Origin of the sequence: Paenibacillus vini (genome assembly GCF_018403325.1) — a bacterium.
Classification (GTDB): Bacteria; Bacillota; Bacilli; order Paenibacillales; family Paenibacillaceae; genus Fontibacillus; species Fontibacillus vini.
In genome coordinates this window covers 651,625-669,939 of the sequence record NZ_BOSL01000001.1, presented here as the reverse complement: position 1 = coordinate 669,939, position 18,315 = coordinate 651,625, and the positions used below count along the sequence as shown (strand labels likewise).

Sequence of the window (18,315 nt, the reverse complement as noted above, 5' to 3'; positions counted from 1 at the left end):
AAAGTAAAAAATTATGCATCTACGCGAGCCAGCACTTCATCTTGCAATCGGGCAAGGCGCGCTTTCGCATCCTCGTTCGATGTGCCGCGTACCGCGAAGTAGAATTTAATTTTCGGTTCCGTTCCCGAAGGACGAAGACAAAACCATGAGCCGTCCTCCAAAAGAAACTTCAGCACGTTTTCCTTAGGCAGGCCGTCCAGTCCTTGCGAATAATCCAGCAGATCCGTCACCGCGACACCCGCGATACTCTTAGGCGGATTACTGCGGAAGTCATTCATCAGCGCGCCGATTTGCGCAAGCCCGTCTTTACCCTTCAAAGTCCGGGATGCTAGAGTTTCACGATAATATCCGAATGATTGGTACAGCTCCTCCAACACATCGATCAACGTTTTCCCTTGGCGTTTATAATAAGCCGCCGCTTCACAAATCAATGTCGAAGCTACGATGGCATCCTTATCCCGGGCATAGTTGCCGGCCAGATATCCATAGCTTTCCTCATAACCGAACAAATAAGTATGCTCGCCCGATTTTTCGAATTCGTTCATCTTTTCGCCGATATATTTGAATCCGGTCAGCGTATTAAATACGGTTGCCCCGTAATGACGGGCGATCGCGGCTCCCAGCTCACTCGTAACGATCGTTTTGACGACCGCGCCGTTCGCAGGAAGTTTTCCGGTTTCTTTCATTTGACTAAGAACATAATGCACAAGAAGAGATCCGGATTGGTTTCCGGTTAAAATTTCATACTCTCCGTCCGCATTCTTTACAACCGCGCCCATACGGTCCGCGTCCGGATCCGTACCGATGAGAATGTCAGCGCCAACCTGTTTACCAAGCTCGATCGCCATAGCAAAGGCTTCGCGCTCTTCCGGGTTCGGAGATTTCACTGTAGAGAAATTGCCGTCCGGCAGCTCTTGTTCTTTAACGATATGAACCTGGGAAAATCCGAGCTTCTGCAGCGCTTGACGGACCGGAAGATTACCGGTTCCATGCAGCGGCGTAAATACCACAACGACGTCCTTGGCCGCACCCGAAACCATTAACTCGCGGTTTACGCTGGTTGCGGCTACCGTTTCCACGAAAGCCTCGTCTTCCGCTTCTCCAAGCCATACAAGCAATCCCTTGGCTTCGGCCTCTTCACGGCTAAGACGCTTCACTTCAGCAAGCGACGTCAACGCCTGAATGTTCCCGATCACGCGCTCCGCTTCATGAGGCACGAGCTGACCGCCGGAAGCATTGTACACTTTATAACCGTTATATTCAGGCGGATTATGGCTCGCCGTAACCACGATGCCACCGGTTGCCTTCAAACTGCGCACCGAAAAGGACAGCTGCGGCGTAGGGCGAAGCGACGGGAACAATTTGGCAACAATGCCGTTTCCGGCCAAAACAAGCGCGGCTTCCAGCGCGAACTCCGGAGAGAAATGACGGCAATCATGGGCAATGACCACCGATGGCTGGCCAGCCTTATCGCCATGCTCCTCCAATATATATTTTGCAAACCCCTGGGTAGCCCGGGCAACCGTGTAACGGTTCATTCGGTTGCTGCCTGCGCCGATTACGCCGCGAAGCCCCCCGGTACCGAACTCCAGCTCCCGGTAAAACCGGTCTTCAAGTTCGGATGGATTAGTGTCCAAATCGCGCAGCTCCTGTTTGGTTGCCTCATCGATGGAAGGATCGTTCAGCCAGCTTTCTACTTTTTCTCTAATGTTCAAGTTCAACTCAGTCATGGTTTCAAAAGTCCTCCTAAACAAAATTTTATCTAACTCAGGATAACGCAAACATAATTTCGCCCTCTGCGACAATTTTATCATCGACTTTGGCGACTGCTTTGCCCTTGCCAATCGAGCCCTTCATACGGGTGATTTCCACTTCCAGGCGAAGCTGGTCGCCCGGAACGACCTGTCCGCGGAAACGGAAGCCGTCCATGCCGGCGAGGAAACCGATCTTCCCGCGGTTGCTCTCCACATTTAGAATCGCAGCTGCCCCTACCTGGGCCAAAGCTTCAGCAATCAGTACCCCTGGCATCACCGGATAATCGGGGAAATGACCCACAAAAAACGGTTCATTGATCGTTACGTTCTTGATCCCGACGGCTCTCTTGCCGTCCTCCATCTCCAAGATCCGGTCCACCAGCAGAAATGGCGGGCGGTGCGGAATAATCTCCTGAATTTGCTTGATATCGAGCATTATGTAATACCCCTTTCCATTTTTCATAAATCTCAAATTGGTTATGCTTAGACATCGGATTTAAAATGCGTGTTCAAAAAGTCAGGTTTGCAGGGCCGAGAAGGTTGGATGAAGTTAGGGACTGAGTAGCGGAGCGTACATATGGTACGTGAGCAACGGAAGGCCCGGCTGAATTCAAGATTCGACGTCGAATCCGCTTCATGATCTGCTTCGTCGTGGAAAGATGACTTTTTGAACAACCTCTTAAAGTTTCGTATAAAAGATCAGGCGGACGGCCACACTGTAATTATCCTTCGCGTCTGCAGAAGCGGAGGTTAAGATAAGGGGCTTATCCGCAGGCGGCCTATACCGCTTTCGGATAAAGCCCTTTTGATTTTCACACTGGTGACAGTCCCCCATCATTATACATTTTATGGCCTTAAAAAGAAAACTCCCGATTCCGGGAGTTTCTGTAACTTTTTATTCATATTTCTTCCATTATATAATAACTCTTAATCAACAGGCCGCAGGCTAAGGTGCGAAAACCAAGTCGAACACATGCCGCCAGGTTTCCCACTGCCAAACGCCGCCAATCTCCTGCTTCCCTAACACCACATAGCCGACAACCGTTCCGCCGACCAAGGCCACTACCAGAAACAATAGTACAAGCACGATTCGCAGGAGGGTGATCCACCCGGACCGTTTTGCAACAGCCGGGCTATTCTCTTCGGTCATGAAAGTCCACCTACCCGCGCAAGTTATTGGCCAAGCCCATCATGGTTTCACTGGACGAGAGCGCCCGGGCCGCAAGCTGATAAGCCCGCTGTACCTGCAGCATCTCCGCCATTTCATCCGTCAGATTGACATTGGAGCCTTCTAACGCCCCTTGCCGGATCTGGGCCTGCTGAGCTTGAGGAAGCAACGCCGTTTCACTCAGGACATCCGCTTCCACTGCACCGGAAGCAAGTACAAACAGATTTCCGTCAACCTGTTCCAAGGCTTCCGGCCGTATTGGAGTCAGCAATTGAATCCGCCCAAGATCATTCACTTCATTTCCGGAAACCGCACGGATATTTCCCTGTCCGTCAATTTGCAGCTTCGAACCCGCCGGGACCGCAATACGTTCATCATCCGCATTCAATACGAATTGACCCATATTGTTGACCAGGTATGTGGATTCAGGATCAGAAGGATCCTGTTGAAGATGAAAATCGCCGGCCCGGGTGTAAGCCTTCCCGCTCTCGGTAAGCACCGCAAACAATGCATTTCCTTCAATAGCAAGATCCGTTGGATTATCGGTTAATTTAATGGAACCTTGGGTGAAATTGCTCGTAATCGACGTCATTCTGGAACCGAATCCGAGATCAAAACCGGAGGGTGTTGCCCGCCCAGTCAGCTCCATCTTGGAAGTCTGCTTCTGGACACGGGTCAATGTGTCTTCAAAGGAAGCTTCCTTTCGCTTATACCCCGTAGTATCCATATTGGCGATATTGTCGGAAAGCAAATCCAAACGCTGCTGAATCCCGTTCATGGACACCATGGCGCTGATCATGGAGTTATTCATATGGCACCTCCTTTAATTTAAACTTGGTCTAGACGCGGCCGATATCATTTACCGCCCGATCCAGGCTCTTATCATAATATTGGATAATTTTCTGATTCGATTCGTACGCACGTTGGGCAGCAAGCAAATCAACCATGGCCTGAGCGGTATCCACATTCGAAGTCTCCAGGTATCCTTGACGGACTGCAGCTTCATCCTCCACCGTAAGCCCGATGCGAATATCCGCGGCTTCGGGATCTTCAGCCCGGTATACGCCATTGCCTTCTCGAACCAATTCTTGAGGCCGGTTGACTACCGCCACTCCGAGTCTGGCGACCGGGACAGCGACTCCATTCTCATAATAAACAAAATTACCGACGGCATCACTTTGAACCTGATTGATCGACATTCCAGCAGGCAATACGATCGGATTCCCGTCAACTCCAAGCACCCGCTGCCCCTGCGAAGTAAGCAAATCACCTGCAGCATTCACCGTAAAATTACCGTCCCGAGTATAACGGACCTGATCATTATTGTCCAGCACCGAGAAAAAAGCCTCCGGACGGTATATAACCTCTCCGTCTTCGCTCAGGTATTTACCTGAAGCGTCAAAAGGAATAGGCAATCCGGTAGCGGGGTCATTCAAATTCAGGCTGGATAACAGTCCGAAATTGGACGCCTTGCCCGTTTCTCTCAAATCCCCCTGTACGTAAGAGGCCAGACTTTCTTCCGCAAACACGCCGGTCGACAGCTTGCCGATGCGCTTCGCATTCCCTGATTCCTTATCCCCGACGAGCGAAATCAGCATATCGGGAAAAGAGTGGCTGACGGCATTAACCTGTTTGTAGCCAGGCGTATTGATATTGGCGATGTTTTGCGTTACCGTATCATGCCGGCGTTGCTGTGTAATCATGCCGGATGCAGCGGTATATAGTCCTCTTAACATGGGCAAACCTCCATACTTGACTCATCTATTTCACCGCAACAATTATTGCGGTTATATATTCAGGATCATTCATTCCAACAACATATCTTATATTTATATCGGATAATCAGAATTTTTTCTTAATAACCCGATCCAAATTGTCCAACATAATGCCGGTTCCTTTCACGACGCAGTGCATCGGATCTTCGGCAATCAAAACCGGTACGCGGAGTTCTTCAATCAAGAGCTCGTCCAGCCCGTTCAGCAGAGCGCCTCCGCCTGTCAGAATAACGCCCCGGTCGATGATGTCGGCGGACAGTTCCGGCGGAGTACGCTCCAGCACTGATTTTGCCGCGGTTACTATAGAAGATACCGGATCGGTCAACGCTTCCTGGATTTCAGCCGCAGTGATAGTAATCGTGAGCGGCAGCCCGGATACCATGTCCCTGCCCCGAATATCCATTTCCGCAACCCGTCCCGAAGGGTGTACCGTTCCGATGCCGATCTTGATATCTTCGGCGGTCCGTTCCCCGATCAGCAGCTTGTACTTCGTTTTAATATATTTAATAATGGCGGCGTCAAACTTGTCCCCGGCGATTTTAATGGACGAAGCCGTGACGATGTCTCCCATGGAAAGCACCGCCACATCCGTCGTCCCTCCGCCGATATCGACAACCATATTGCCGCTCGGTTCAAATATGTCCATTCCTGCGCCGATGGCCGCAGCCTTCGGTTCCTCTTCCATAAATACTTCTTTGGCACCGCTATGTTCCGCCGCTTCGCGGATCGATTTCTGTTCAACTGAAGTAATGTTAGTTGGCGCGCAGATCAAAATACGGGGGTGGCTGTACCAGCTTCTGCCTCCTACCCGATCAATGAAATACTTGAGCATCGTTTCCGTAATTTCAAAGTCGGCAATAACTCCGTCCCGTAATGGACGAATCGCAATGATATTTCCCGGTGTACGGCCAACCATCCGTCTCGCATCTTCACCGACCGCAAGCACCCGTTTGGCGTCACTGTCGATCGCAACCACAGACGGTTCGTCGAGGACTACTCCCTTTCCTTTGACATGAATCAGCACATTGGCTGTGCCCAAATCAATACCAATATCCTTGCTCATCATCGCGATGCTCCCCCAGAACGTATTTTATGACAAATATATGGTAAAAGTTTCCCCGAATTACGGAGCCGTAATTCGACATCTGGCTGCGAAAAAACCTTCAAAACTCGGGAAAATGAGATATAAATCCACAATCTCATACCATATTTAAAAATACCATACTTTGGGGGAGGTGTTCAATCACATTCATCGGGATGCCAAACATAATATTTACCCATTAACGAGCGGAGCTAATCACCTCCCGTTTGGATTGCCCTTTCTTCTTATACTTGATCTTCGTCGCCTCGCCTCCTCGAAGGTGCCTGATCGACTTATGGTATTCGAGAATGTGCTTGACCTGGTCCGCCAAATCCGGATTAATCTCCGGCAGACGCTCGGTTAAATCCTTATGCACCGTGCTTTTAGATACGCCGAACTCTTTGGCTATAGTCCGGACCGTATGCCGAGTTTCCACAATGCAGCGACCTATTTTAATCGTCCGTTCTTTGATGTAATCGTGCACGCTCCCGCCTCCCTACTCGAGATAGTTTGGTACATTATATGAGGGGCGTGCCCATATATTCTTTGTTTCCAAGCCTGACAAGCCCGGGCGAGGCCAATTATTTTGACAAGTGCTCCTGCAAAGCCATCATTTTTACCTGCTTATTTTAACGGATTCCCTCTACTCCAGCGCGATTCGCGAGTGCGGACGAGCCCATCACCCCGATACATAAATCCGCTCCATCCAGATAAAAAAAGACTGTCCCTCAAGTCAATATGACTTTTAAGGACAGCCTTCTGTGATTCATTTTCTTTTTCCGTCTTATTCGTGTTTCGGCAAAACGCTGGACGGATTAATCAATTCGCCATTTTCATATACGGCGAAGTGAACGTGGTTGCCAAGGTCTTTTTCCATCTCATTCCGACCGGCTAATGCGATCGTATCGCCTTGTTTCACTTCGGCATCCATTTTTACTTTTACGTCCGACAGACTTTCGTAAACGGTTTTCAAGTTGTTGGCATGCGTAATTTCAACTACGAAACCGAGCAAAGGAACTTCATCCACCCGTGTTACTTTACCGCCCATAGCGGCCGTTACTTCAAACGACTGGTTATCCGCCCGGGCCAGGTCGATTCCGGTATTTGCGATAAAGGTATCGTTATACTGGACAAGCGCGGCTTCATGATCCTCGGCACTCGCTTCATTGTCATAGAATGGCTTCACTACGGTAACATCCGCGGCATTGGCTACCGGCCATACCAGATCTTCAGCTACAGCTACGGTCTCGGTGGCCTTGTCTTTGCCGCTTTCCTTCGCGGTATCCTGACCCAGCAGGTCCTCGCTGCCCGCCTGCTCTACGGAATCCGTCACGCTGGCAGGTGTGGAGTCCATAGGCTTTTGGCTGGCATCCTGGTAGACCCACACTAAGGTTAGTATAATTGCCGCTGCTGCCATGTAAGCTGCCGGGTAAACCCATCTCTTCGACAATACTTTTTTCCACGTGGACACCGGTACTACCGGCTCTCCCATTGCAATTTTAGGAGACTCCTCATGGGATTTCTTCTTGTTATTTTGTTCATTCATTGCTCATCACCTCAGTAACCAGTGTTACCGGGGCCGAAGCTTTTATACTTCGCTTATATCATTTTTTGAAAATTTTACAAGAGAGTCCGATTCAGAAATAGTTACTTTAAGAGACGGGCCGCTTGTTGAAAGGAAATTCCGGTGTAATAGTGTTTGAGAATTTGAGTAGTCGTATATCCTTTCTGCGCCATTCCGTTCGCCCCCCATTGGCTCATTCCCACGCCATGACCATAGCCGTAGGTGGTGATTTTTACGTTTGTTCCGTCATATTGAATTTTGAACTGGCTGGAACGAAGCCCGAGCTTCTCTCGAATCTCCCGGCCCGTATAAACCTTATCCCCCACCTTAATCTCCTTTACTCTCTGTCCGGAAGTGAAAGAGTTAACCCGAAAGAGATTCCCGGAAGTAAGACTCTTGCTGCCGCCTGCCGAGACGGGTACGGCCGGAACGGTTTGTCCCAATTTACTAAAAACCTCATTAAGCTTAAAAGTTACTGTCTCTTCGTTATTTGGGTTGGCTACACTGTCCCAAGGGCTGGGTACACTACGAAGATAAGGAACTCGAAGCGACCAGTACTCCTCGGAGTTCTCCGTGTATCCCCCGCTGGCCGAGAAAAAGGATGCTGTAATCGGCTTTCCTTGATAGGTCATCACAATGCCGCGGGTTTCTTGAATGGCGCGTTCCAGTTTGGATAACTCCCTGGCTTTGCCTTTGTCCTTCCATTGCTCCAGCGTCTCTTTCGAGAGATATGCTTGGTGATCTACCGTATCAAGCACGTCCGCCTTACCGCCGGGGACACCGCTGGTGTCGTTGGCCGCCAAACGGCGGACGATGAAGGTTCGGGCCGCGATCGCCTGCGCTTTGAGCGCTTCAAGCTCAAAGTCCGCCGGCATCTCGGCGGCCAGTACGCCGGTCACGTATTGCTCGAGCGGCAGGGTTTCCACGCTGCCGATGCGTGTCAGATACACGCGCACCGGCGTTTTGTCCGCGGCGGCCGAGTCCTCCGCCGGGACGAGCCGCTCCGCGCCCGCGCCGGGCGCGGGGCCCGGCAGCTGCTGCAGCTGCTGCGCCCGGGCGGCTGCGGCCGCCGGGTCGGCCGGCGCCGGCGGCGGTCCGGCGCCGCGCACCGCCAGCAGCGCGGGCAGCAGCACCGCGAGCGCGGCCAGGCCCGCCAGCCCGGCGGCTAGCCCGCGGGCATCCTTCCTCCTTCCGCCTCCGCGGAAGGAGGAAGGGCGGCGGGCCCGCGAGCCGGGCGCGATGCGCACGCGCAGCGGCGTCTCCTGCTCAGGCTCGCCATCGGCCGCGGCCAAGCGTTGCTGCGTGTGCTGTCCACCCGGCGGCTTCAAAGTGCCACTCACCTCAGCTGCGCCTGATCCTACCTCCTCTACGCTAATCGGCTCCGTTGTACCCTTGCCCGACTCCTCCTCACCCCGGTTCATTTTTACTGTAATTCTATGATTTGTTCCCGGTTCCTTAAATGGACCCCACTTCTCATTCATTCCTAGATTACCTCCGTCCGGATTCGTGCTGCAGCGTAGCGTAAACATACCTGCTGGCGAGCATGCCCCTACCCTAGCGTTTCTCAGGGTTATACCTAATGCTCGATATACTTATAGATATGAATTCCGCTTATCTGCTAGAACCCGTTTGAGAAAAGTAGGCTCCCGTCAGGTCAGTAAAGACACCGTTTGTTCATATCATTCAAGCCCTAGACTTGCATACAGTCGTTTTTTGCCTCATATACTTACGTGATGATATTTAAAACAAAGACCTCTAATCACCAGACTTGATACCGCTTTCTTTTCATACCGTCTTCATTTCTATAGAACTCCGATCATTTTCCCGCAAAACAGCAAAAAGACCAGTCCCCGAAAGGAATGGCCTGCGTTTTCTTATTTAATAGTCGTGGATTATGCCCAGCTAGGTTGAATTTTGAGAATTGGCAGATCTTCTTGAACCGTAACCGAGGTCTTTTCGGCTTCCGATGAAGTCTCTTTCCCTTCCGCAATGCGCCAAATGTCGGCGCCAAGTCCGGATAATTTCTCCGCCAGATGCACGTACCCGCGATCAATATGATGCGTACCGCTAACTTCAGTCGTTCCGTCAGCAACCAAGCCGGCAATGATTAGGGCAGCCCCTGCTCTCAAGTCCGTGGCGCATACTTTTGCGCCGCTTAGTTTAGCTCCGCCGGTAACAATCGAACTGCGGCCTTCCACTTTAATTTCCGCGTTCATTAAACGGAACTGGTCTACATGCATAAACCGGTTCTCGAACACCGTTTCCGTAACTACACTCGTGCCTTCCGATACGAGCAGCAATGCCATCATTTGCGACTGCATATCCGTTGGAAATCCCGGATACGGCAATGTCTTGACGTCCACCGCTTTTAACGGTTTGTCGGCAATGACGCGCACTCCATTTTCAAATATATCGACACGAACGCCCATCTCTTCCAATTTAGAAACAATCGGGCCGAGATGATCCGCGATCGCGCCTTCCACAAATACGTTTCCTCCGGTCATAGCCGCAGCGATCATAAAGGTCCCTGCTTCAATGCGGTCAGGAATTACCGTATGCTCTACTCCGTGAAGCTTTTCCACGCCTTCAATTCGGATGACACCTGTGCCTGCTCCCCGAACGATAGCGCCCATTCCGTTCAAATAGTTGGCCAAATCGACGATTTCCGGTTCTTTGGCGGCGTTCTCGATCACTGTCGTTCCTTCGGCCAAAGTAGCTGCCATCATAATATTTTCCGTTGCCCCGACGCTGGCTACATCCAGATAAATCTTCGCCCCGCGTAGACGGCCTTGGGATTTGGCTTCAATGAAGCCCTGGCCCAGATTAATTTCCGCACCCATTGCCTCAAAACCTTTAAGATGCTGGTCAATCGGTCTTGTACCAATCGCGCAGCCTCCCGGCAAAGAAATTCGCGTATAACCCGTTCGGGTCAATAAAGGACCCATGACAAGAAAGGACGCCCGCATTTTGCGCACCCATTCGTACGGCGCTTCACAGGAAGCGATGGTTTGCGCATTGACCGTAATGACTTCACGATCATATGTAACAGTCGCTCCCAGCGATTCCAATACTTTATTAATAGTCATTACATCATCCAAAGGAGGAGCGTCACGAATCACGCTTACGCCTTCCTCACCCAACAAGGATGCTGCAATGATTGGCAGCACTGAATTTTTAGCTCCGCTTACTTTAACGTTCCCGGCCAAAACATTGCCACCGCGGACGATAAATTTGCTCATCTTGGTTCCCTCCGCGCGTTCATTTTCACCATTTCCCCTAAACTTCATCATATCATCGGTCATTTGAGGCGCACAAGGCTCTAAACCTGTCGAAAAGTACAGTAATACCGAGGAAACGGCGCTCTCATTAAGCCAGAGTTTCCGTAACGTATCGTAGTCCTTATTCACCATTGTTGACACAATGTTTTGATGTTATTCGACAATTTCCTTGTCCCCTTAGTCTAACACACTTATAACCAAAGACTTAGGAATTAAAACATATACTTCAGCATTTGCGTGTATCCCCAGTACTCGAGTACGAAGGCTGCGACAAACCGTCCCAGAACGACGGACAGAAGCAGATGGAGCAATTTCCCCTGCGGTCCCTTCGGATGGCGAATGAACAAATCCAGTTTCAGGTTTTGCAGCGCCCACCAGGACATCGCGATACATGCCAGTGACACGAGGATGGCCGTAAGGCCGTTTACTCCCACCGATACGGGTACAGATTCGATTGGATTCACTTGAACTTCCTCCCGACACGATATATTTATGCCGCAGATACCTAAACGGTTAATATATCCCCTAAATATATCGGATAAAGTAATGTAAAAATATAGACCTTATATATCATACTTGCCAGCGTGATAATAATCCAGCATTTCTTTCACTTGCAAAGGCTTCCAATATCATCTATTATTCACTTTATTCAATTTTTTGTATCCGCCCGGAAAGGAATGAATTGTATGATGATTGCCGAAGTCATAGTCTACACCTTAGCCGATGCCCAAATCGCAGCTTCTAACGGGGCAGATCGTCTGGAAATTATTACATCACCTGCGGAGGGAGGATTAACTCCATCCCTTGGCCTTGTTCAGATGATTCATGAGGAGATCGACCTGGATTTCCGTGTCATGATTCGCCCGCATAGCAGAAGCTTCTGCTATGGACCGGACGATATTCGTACCATGGAGCGCGATATTGCAGTCTTCCGGAATATCGGTGCCAGGGGATTCGTCCTCGGGTTGCTCACACCCGAAGGCAACATCGATGAAATTGGGCTTACTCGTCTGCTAAAGGCCGCCGAAGGATTGCCTGTAACGTTTCACAGGGCTTTTGATGAAATCCGGGATCAGGAGCAGGCTTTCTCCGTATTGAGCCGTTATCCTCAAATCACCCACGTTCTCACCTCTGGAGGACGCTCCTCAGTCCTTGAGGCTGCCGACGTCATTCGCCGTCTGAACCTGCTTAGCGAGCAATCCGGCCCTACAGTGCTTCCTGGCGCAGGATTGCATTCCGATCGTCTGGAAGCCTTCCTGAAGGAAACGGGGGTCCGCGAATTCCATATAGGCTCTGGCGTACGTATGAACGGAGATCTGATGCAACCGATTGATCCGGACAAGCTTACCCGGGTTCGCAGCATTGCAGACCGCTTCCAATAAGAGGTTGTTCAAAAAACCTTCTTGTTGCTGAAAAGTCGACATTTTGAATACACACTAGAAGGTTGTCTTTAATATGTTCGTTGTCGCAAGCGGTGATTCCTGCATGACATAAAACGACAAAAAACCGGGCATGAAAAGCCCGGTTTTTTGTCGTTCTCCTACTCCTTAGAGCGGCTGGATACATTAATCCGCGTAATGGCTTTTTGCAAGGCCAATTCCGCGCGGCGATGATCGATCCGGTCCTGTTCGGACGCCGACAATCTGCGTTCCGCCCGTTCCCGGGCTGCGATCGCCCGCTCCAAGTCGATCTCTTCCGGAAGCTCAGCGCTTTCGGCCAACACGATGGCCTTATCGCCTTGAACTTCGACAAACCCGCCATGAACGGCGATCGTCTGCGTCTTGCCTCCGGATCTAATCACAAGCGGAGCTACCTGCAAAGGGGTCACAAAAGGAATATGCCCCGGCAGGATGCCGAGCTCCCCTTCCAGTCCGCGAACCGTCAGGCTTTCCACTTCGCGAGAGAAAACGACGTGTTCCGGTGTGACGATTTCCAATAAAAAGGTGCTCACTTTCATCCCTCCTGTTCGTGGGACGTTCATTTCTGAAGCATCCGCAATAACGGCGCGGTGTTACAGCGTCTTCGCTTTCTCCACAGCTTCTTCAATGGTACCGACAAAGAGGAACGCCGCTTCCGGAAGATCATCGTGCTTGCCGTCCAGAATTTCCTTAAAGCTGCGTACAGTTTCCGCAATCGGTACGAACTTCCCTTGGATACCGGTAAATTGCTCGGCAACGAAGAATGGCTGCGACAGGAAGCGTTCGATCTTCCGGGCACGGGCCACGAGCAGCTTGTCATCCTCGGACAATTCGTCCATACCCAGGATGGCAATGATATCTTGAAGCTCTTTATAACGAGCCAAAATTTGTTTAACGCCTTGAGCGACGTTATAGTGCTCTTCGCCGACAATTTCCGGAGTCAGAATCCGGGAGCTGGAAGCCAGCGGATCCACGGCAGGGAAAATCCCTTTCTCGGAAATTTTACGCTCCAAGTTTGTCGTCGCATCCAAGTGAGCAAACGTCGTGGCTGGAGCCGGGTCCGTATAGTCATCCGCAGGCACGTAAATGGCCTGGATCGAAGTAACAGAACCTTTTTTCGTCGAAGTAATCCGTTCTTGAAGCTGACCCATTTCGGTAGCCAGCGTAGGCTGGTAACCTACCGCGGAAGGCATCCGGCCGAGCAAGGCCGAAACTTCGGAGCCCGCTTGCGTGAAACGGAAGATGTTATCGATAAATAACAGTACGTCACGGCCTTCCTGGTCGCGGAAGTACTCGGCCATCGTCAGGCCGGTCAACGCTACGCGCAAACGCGCGCCAGGAGGCTCGTTCATTTGTCCGAATACCATCGCCGTTTTCTCGATAACGCCGGATTCCGTCATTTCCATGTAGAGGTCATTACCTTCACGGGTACGTTCCCCTACGCCGGCAAATACGGAGATACCGCCATGTTCTTGGGCGATGTTACGAATCAATTCCTGAATCGTTACGGTTTTACCAACACCCGCGCCGCCGAACAAACCGATTTTACCGCCCTTGGCGTAAGGAGCCAACAGGTCGATAACTTTAATCCCGGTTTCCAGAATTTCGGATTGCGTTGACAGATCCTCAAACTTCGGAGGTTCACGGTGGATCGGATTGCGAACCGCAGTTGCAACCTGACCTTTATTATCGATCGTTTCACCCAGTACGTTAAATACGCGGCTCAGAGTTGCTTCGCCGACTGGTACGGAAATCGGAGCACCCAAATCTTCGGCTTCCGTTCCGCGCACCAATCCGTCCGTCGAGGACATCGCGATACAACGAACCAGGTTGTCGCCCAAATGATTGGACGCTTCCAAGATCAGTTCGCTAGAACCTTCCTGCGCGTTCTGTTTTACAATTTTAATTGCGTTAAAGATTTCCGGCAGTTGACCACGGCCAAACTCGATATCAACAACCGGACCCATTACGCTAACAACGCGTCCTTTGTTCATCTTTGTTCCCTCCTAAAAGTTTTGCGGTCACACGCCAAAAAACAACAGGCAAAACTGCTCGGATGTGGATTCCATGAGCTTTGCTTTTCCGCAAACTGTCATCGTAACCGTAAATGAAGCCGCGAGTAATCCCCGACAAGTTGGTTTAATAACAAAGAACTCAACCTGCTTAAGGGATTAACCGGCATTTGTTTTTCTGACCAATTACGAGCTTATTAGCCTTGTGCGTTTGCTCCTGCGACAATTTCCGTAATTTCCTGGGTAATAGCCGCTTGACGTGCACGGTTGTAAGTTAATGTCAGTTCATTGATCATCTTGGTCGCATTTTTCGTAGCGCTGCCCATTGCAGTCATTTTTGCACCAAGTTCGCTCGCCTTTCCTTCAAGAAGCGCACTAAAAATGAGAGTTTCCGCATATTTCGGCAACAAGATTTCCAGTACTCCTTCCGGCGAAGGTTCATACTCGTAATCGGCTGTTACGCCATGATGCTCCACGTTGTCGAATGGAAGCAGGCGGTCGACAGTCGGTTTTTGGGTAATCGCGTTAATGAATTGACTGTAACAGAGATAGATTTCATCATACTGTTCCAGTTCGAATCCTTGTACAGCGGCATAAGCCAGCGATTTGATGTCGGCGAATTTGGGCGAGTCGGACAAGTCGGTTACGGATTCTACTACCGGAAGGCCTCGGCGGGTAAAATAGTCGCGGCCTTTACGGCCGATCACGAACAAGCCGTATTCTTCGGTAGAGGCGTGCTTGCTCTTGATCGTATCCATTACGTTTCTTAGCAAGTTCGCATTGTAACCGCCGACAAGACCGCCATCGGAAGTAATTACAATATAAGCCGTACGCTTAATTGCACGCGAAACCAGCATCGGATGAGAAACGCCGTCCGAACCTGCTGCGATGCTAGACACCACTTCCTTCAGTTTATCAACATAGGGACGTGAGGCCTGCGCTTTTTCTTGTGCCTTTCTCAGCTTGGCCGAAGCCACCATCTCCATCGCTTTCGTGATCTGACGGGTGTTCTGAACGCTCTTGATCTGGCGTTTTATTTCGCGCATCCCTTTTGCCATGATTTCACCACCTTAAAGATGTTGGCAAATCCCTTGCCTGCATCTTAATCTTCAATCTGTTCGCAAACCCATTCAGTCACAAACCGGCGATCCGGCAACAAGCCAGGGCCGGTTTGCAAATCATCTTTATTAATAGAGGTTGTTCAACAAGTCATCTTTTGATCACGAAGTGTTTCGAGATGTTGATTCGACATCGAATCTTGCGTTCACCCTCGAAGTCCGGTACTCATGTAGGTTTTGCCTACACTCCGTTCCTCCTTCTTCGGGTTCTCGCAACCTTCTCGGTGCTGAAAAGCCGACTTTGAACTTGCACTTATACGGAAGCCGCAAAGCCTCTCTTAAACTTCTCGATAACTTCTTTCAATTTCGCTTCATTGTCGGCGACCAGATCCTTTGTAGTGCGGATCGATTGCAGAACGTCATCATGTTGACTCTTCACGAAGGCCAGGAATTCGGACTCAAAACGACGCACATCGGCAACTGCGATGTCATCCAGGTAGCCCTTTACTGCCGTATAAAGACTGATGACTTGCTCTTCAACCGCCAAAGGCTGGTTGACGCCTTGCTTCAGGATTTCCATCATACGGGAACCGCGGGTCAGACGAGCTTGCGTCGACTTGTCGAGGTCGGAACCGAATTGGGAGAACGCTTGAAGCTCGCGGTATTGTGCCAAATCCAGACGGAGCGTACCGGCAACCTTCTTCATCGCCTTGATTTGAGCGGAGCCCCCTACCCGGGATACGGAGATACCGACGTTGATCGCCGGGCGTTGACCGGAGTAGAACAAGTCTGATTCCAAGAAGATCTGACCGTCCGTAATGGAGATTACGTTGGTCGGGATATACGCGGATACGTCCGAAGCTTGGGTCTCGATAAACGGAAGCGCCGTAATCGATCCTCCACCGAGCTCATCGCTCAGTTTAGCTGCACGTTCCAAAAGACGGGAATGCAGATAGAACACATCACCCGGATATGCTTCACGACCCGGAGGGCGACGAAGAAGCAAGGACAATTCACGGTAAGCTGCCGCTTGTTTAGTCAAATCATCATAAATAATGAGGACATGCTCACCTTTATACATAAAGTATTCAGCCATAGCAACGCCGGCGTAAGGTGCGATATACAGGAGCGGAGACGGTTCCGATGCGGATGCGGTCACGACGATCGTGTAATCAAGCGCTCCATGGCGACGCAGTGTTTCGACAACGTTGACAACCGTAGATTGCTTTTGGCCGATTGCGACATAAATACATTTTACGCCATTGCCTTTTTGGTTAATGATAGTATCAATAGCGATTGCCGTTTTACCGGTTTGGCGGTCGCCAATGATAAGTTCCCGCTGACCGCGGCCAATTGGAACCATCGAATCAATCGCTTTGATTCCGGTTTGCATCGGTTCATGAACCGACTTCCGGTCGATAACGCCCGGAGCATTGTTTTCAACCGGACGGAATTCCGTAGTTTCGATAGGACCCTTGCCGTCCACCGGTTGACCCAGCGGATTTACAACGCGGCCCAGCAATGCTTCGCCAACAGGAACTTGCATGATTTGCCCCGTACGTTTCACTTGGTCGCCTTCGCGAATTTCGCTGTATGGCCCCAGGATAACGACACCGACATTGCTTTCTTCCAGGTTCAACGCAAGTCCAAATACGCCATTTTCAAACTCGAGCAATTCGTTGGCCATGGCGTTTTCAAGTCCGTGGACACGGGCGATACCATCACCAACTTGAATAACGGTGCCGACTTCGGCCACTTCAATTTCCGATTTATATTGTTCGATCTGACTTTTAATCAGTGAACTGATCTCTTCAGGTCTGATACTCAAGTGTTTCACCCCTATCTACAGTGCTTGTCTTCGAAAAGACTTTTCAAGCCGTTCCAGCTTGCCGGATAAACTTCCATCGTACAGCGTATCGCCAAGTTTCACTTTGATACCGCCCAGCAATTCCTTATCCACTTCGTTCAGAATACGAATTTTCTTGCCAACCAGAGCACCAAATTCGGCTGCAACGGTTTGTTTTTCTTCTTCACTAAGAGGGTAAGTACTGTACACCAATGCATCGGCTAACCCGAGAGCATCACCTGTAATTTTGGTGTAGCTGTTCAAGAGTTCTGGCAAAATCACGGTTCTTCCCCGGTCAACAAGCAGCTTGACAAGAGAAATAACCGGTTTGGAGAGTTTCCCCTCCAATCCATTTTGGATGGCTTCCCATTTGGTGTCAGAGGAAATGTTAGGGCTCTGAATAAACTGCCTGATTTCAGGATCATTATGCAAAGCCTCAACCAGGGCTTTAAGCTCCTGCTCGACTTCAAGAGTTCGGCCTTCCTGTCCAGCAATCTCATAGAGTGCCTTAGCATATCTGCTGGCTACCACTACTTCCCGACTCATGATTTGCTACCTACTTCTTTCAGGTATTGGCCTACGAGTTCCTCTTGCTCAGCAGGATTGCTTTCGACTTCCCGTTTAATCAGCTTGGAAGCGATATTCACAGAGAATGCGCCGATCTCGCCGCGCAAGGCCTCAACCGCTTTCATTCTCTCGCTTTCAATATCGCGCACCGCTTCGTTCTTCACGCGAGATGCATCTTGTTTAGCTTGTTCAAGCAATTCTTTCGCCTGCTTGCTGCTGCTTTGTCTGGACTGCTCGATAATTTCGAAGGCTTCTTGACGGGCCTGTTTCAGAGCTTCTTTTTGCTCTTCCACATATACACCAGCTTGCTCTCTCGTCTGTTTGGCCTCTTCCAATTGGGACAGCACCAGTTGACGGCGTTGTTCCATGATTGCAAATAATTTACCGAACGCAAATTTGCTAAGTAACCAGTACAGAATAGCAAATGAAATCATCGTAATTACAATATTTTCCCACAGGACGCTCACCGATGTCACTCCTTTCCGATAGCTACACTACCACTTCAATTGCATATAATATCAACACTCATAAAACGAAGGCGCGGATGGCATCGGCCCTCCCCGCCAAACCGTAGCTATTATTAAGAGAACATGATCAGGAACGCGATAACTGTAGCGGCAAGCGGAACTACTTCGACGATACCGACACCGATAAACATAGTCGTTTGCAACGGACCGCGAGCTTCCGGTTGACGTGCAATAGATTCTACCGTTCTGCTTACGATCATACCGTTACCAAGACCTGCGCCGAGTGCACCCAAACCAACTGCTATAGCTGCTGCCAAAAATTCCATT

Annotated in this window: 19 protein-coding genes; 1 reads left to right on the top strand and 18 read right to left on the bottom strand. The window is 50.3% G+C overall.

Going from position 1 to position 18,315, the window contains the following annotated elements; genetic code table 11:
* Positions 1 to 11 precede the first annotated feature (11 nt).
* From KJS57_RS03010 to KJS57_RS02960, 11 genes are all read right to left on the bottom strand, one after another.
* On the bottom strand, positions 12 to 1,730 hold the full coding sequence (locus KJS57_RS03010) for a phospho-sugar mutase (protein ID WP_213653705.1): 1,719 nt from the start codon (positions 1,728 to 1,730) through the stop codon (positions 12 to 14).
* A gap of 37 nt (positions 1,731 to 1,767) precedes the next feature.
* Entirely contained in the window at positions 1,768 to 2,190 is a 423-nt protein-coding gene (gene fabZ / locus KJS57_RS03005; protein WP_211022658.1) for a 3-hydroxyacyl-ACP dehydratase FabZ, read from the bottom strand.
* 510 nt (positions 2,191 to 2,700) lie between these two features.
* Positions 2,701 to 2,904, bottom strand: coding sequence for a DNA-directed RNA polymerase subunit beta (locus tag KJS57_RS03000; protein ID WP_213653704.1), 204 nt, complete (start codon positions 2,902 to 2,904; stop codon positions 2,701 to 2,703).
* 10 nt (positions 2,905 to 2,914) lie between these two features.
* Positions 2,915 to 3,733, bottom strand: coding sequence for a flagellar hook-basal body protein (locus tag KJS57_RS02995; RefSeq protein ID WP_211022660.1), 819 nt, complete (start codon positions 3,731 to 3,733; stop codon positions 2,915 to 2,917).
* Between the two features lie 28 nt (positions 3,734 to 3,761).
* Complete coding sequence (locus KJS57_RS02990) at positions 3,762 to 4,658, bottom strand: flagellar hook-basal body protein (RefSeq protein ID WP_213653703.1); 897 nt, start codon at positions 4,656 to 4,658, stop codon at positions 3,762 to 3,764.
* A gap of 106 nt (positions 4,659 to 4,764) precedes the next feature.
* The gene (locus KJS57_RS02985) at positions 4,765 to 5,763 is read right to left on the bottom strand and encodes a rod shape-determining protein (RefSeq protein WP_211022662.1); all 999 of its coding nucleotides are present in this window, start codon (positions 5,761 to 5,763) and stop codon (positions 4,765 to 4,767) included.
* 214 nt (positions 5,764 to 5,977) lie between these two features.
* Positions 5,978 to 6,262, bottom strand: a complete 285-nt coding sequence (gene spoIIID / locus KJS57_RS02980) for a sporulation transcriptional regulator SpoIIID (protein WP_114497259.1) — start codon at positions 6,260 to 6,262, stop codon at positions 5,978 to 5,980.
* Between the two features lie 300 nt (positions 6,263 to 6,562).
* Entirely contained in the window at positions 6,563 to 7,324 is a 762-nt protein-coding gene (locus KJS57_RS02975) for a M23 family metallopeptidase (RefSeq protein WP_211022663.1), read from the bottom strand.
* Between the two features lie 101 nt (positions 7,325 to 7,425).
* Positions 7,426 to 8,823 carry a stage II sporulation protein D gene (gene spoIID / locus KJS57_RS02970; protein WP_244861360.1) on the bottom strand — a complete coding sequence of 466 codons (1,398 nt, stop codon included), beginning with the start codon at positions 8,821 to 8,823 and terminating at the stop codon, positions 7,426 to 7,428.
* A 411-nt stretch (positions 8,824 to 9,234) separates the two neighbouring features.
* On the bottom strand, positions 9,235 to 10,581 hold the full coding sequence (gene murA, locus KJS57_RS02965) for a UDP-N-acetylglucosamine 1-carboxyvinyltransferase (protein WP_213653702.1): 1,347 nt from the start codon (positions 10,579 to 10,581) through the stop codon (positions 9,235 to 9,237).
* A gap of 251 nt (positions 10,582 to 10,832) precedes the next feature.
* The gene (locus tag KJS57_RS02960) at positions 10,833 to 11,084 is read right to left on the bottom strand and encodes a DUF1146 family protein (RefSeq protein ID WP_211022665.1); all 252 of its coding nucleotides are present in this window, start codon (positions 11,082 to 11,084) and stop codon (positions 10,833 to 10,835) included.
* 222 nt (positions 11,085 to 11,306) lie between these two features.
* Here KJS57_RS02960 and KJS57_RS02955 point away from each other — a divergent pair, with 222 nt between their 5' ends.
* A complete protein-coding gene (locus KJS57_RS02955) occupies positions 11,307 to 12,002 on the top strand; it encodes a copper homeostasis protein CutC (protein WP_244861359.1) in 696 nt (231 codons plus the stop codon).
* Positions 12,003 to 12,160: 158 nt separating this feature from the next.
* On the opposite strand, the gene KJS57_RS02950 is transcribed toward KJS57_RS02955, so the two are convergent.
* From KJS57_RS02950 to atpE, 7 genes are all read right to left on the bottom strand, one after another.
* A complete protein-coding gene (locus KJS57_RS02950) occupies positions 12,161 to 12,571 on the bottom strand; it encodes a F0F1 ATP synthase subunit epsilon (RefSeq protein ID WP_213653701.1) in 411 nt (136 codons plus the stop codon).
* Positions 12,572 to 12,631: 60 nt separating this feature from the next.
* The gene (gene atpD / locus KJS57_RS02945) at positions 12,632 to 14,032 is read right to left on the bottom strand and encodes a F0F1 ATP synthase subunit beta (RefSeq protein WP_213653700.1); all 1,401 of its coding nucleotides are present in this window, start codon (positions 14,030 to 14,032) and stop codon (positions 12,632 to 12,634) included.
* Positions 14,033 to 14,247: 215 nt separating this feature from the next.
* The gene (gene atpG / locus KJS57_RS02940; RefSeq protein ID WP_211022668.1) at positions 14,248 to 15,108 is read right to left on the bottom strand and encodes an ATP synthase F1 subunit gamma; all 861 of its coding nucleotides are present in this window, start codon (positions 15,106 to 15,108) and stop codon (positions 14,248 to 14,250) included.
* Positions 15,109 to 15,421: 313 nt separating this feature from the next.
* Positions 15,422 to 16,936 carry a F0F1 ATP synthase subunit alpha gene (gene atpA, locus KJS57_RS02935; protein ID WP_211022669.1) on the bottom strand — a complete coding sequence of 505 codons (1,515 nt, stop codon included), beginning with the start codon at positions 16,934 to 16,936 and terminating at the stop codon, positions 15,422 to 15,424.
* Between the two features lie 15 nt (positions 16,937 to 16,951).
* A complete protein-coding gene (locus KJS57_RS02930; protein ID WP_211022670.1) occupies positions 16,952 to 17,500 on the bottom strand; it encodes a F0F1 ATP synthase subunit delta in 549 nt (182 codons plus the stop codon).
* Positions 17,497 to 17,988 (bottom strand): F0F1 ATP synthase subunit B, encoded by a 492-nt coding sequence (atpF, locus tag KJS57_RS02925; RefSeq protein WP_211022671.1) that lies wholly within the window; start codon positions 17,986 to 17,988, stop codon positions 17,497 to 17,499. Before atpF ends, KJS57_RS02930 begins: the two co-directional genes overlap by 4 nt.
* A gap of 113 nt (positions 17,989 to 18,101) precedes the next feature.
* Positions 18,102 to 18,314, bottom strand: a complete 213-nt coding sequence (atpE, locus tag KJS57_RS02920; RefSeq protein ID WP_006213098.1) for a F0F1 ATP synthase subunit C — start codon at positions 18,312 to 18,314, stop codon at positions 18,102 to 18,104.
* Between the last annotated feature and the right edge of the window lies 1 nt (position 18,315).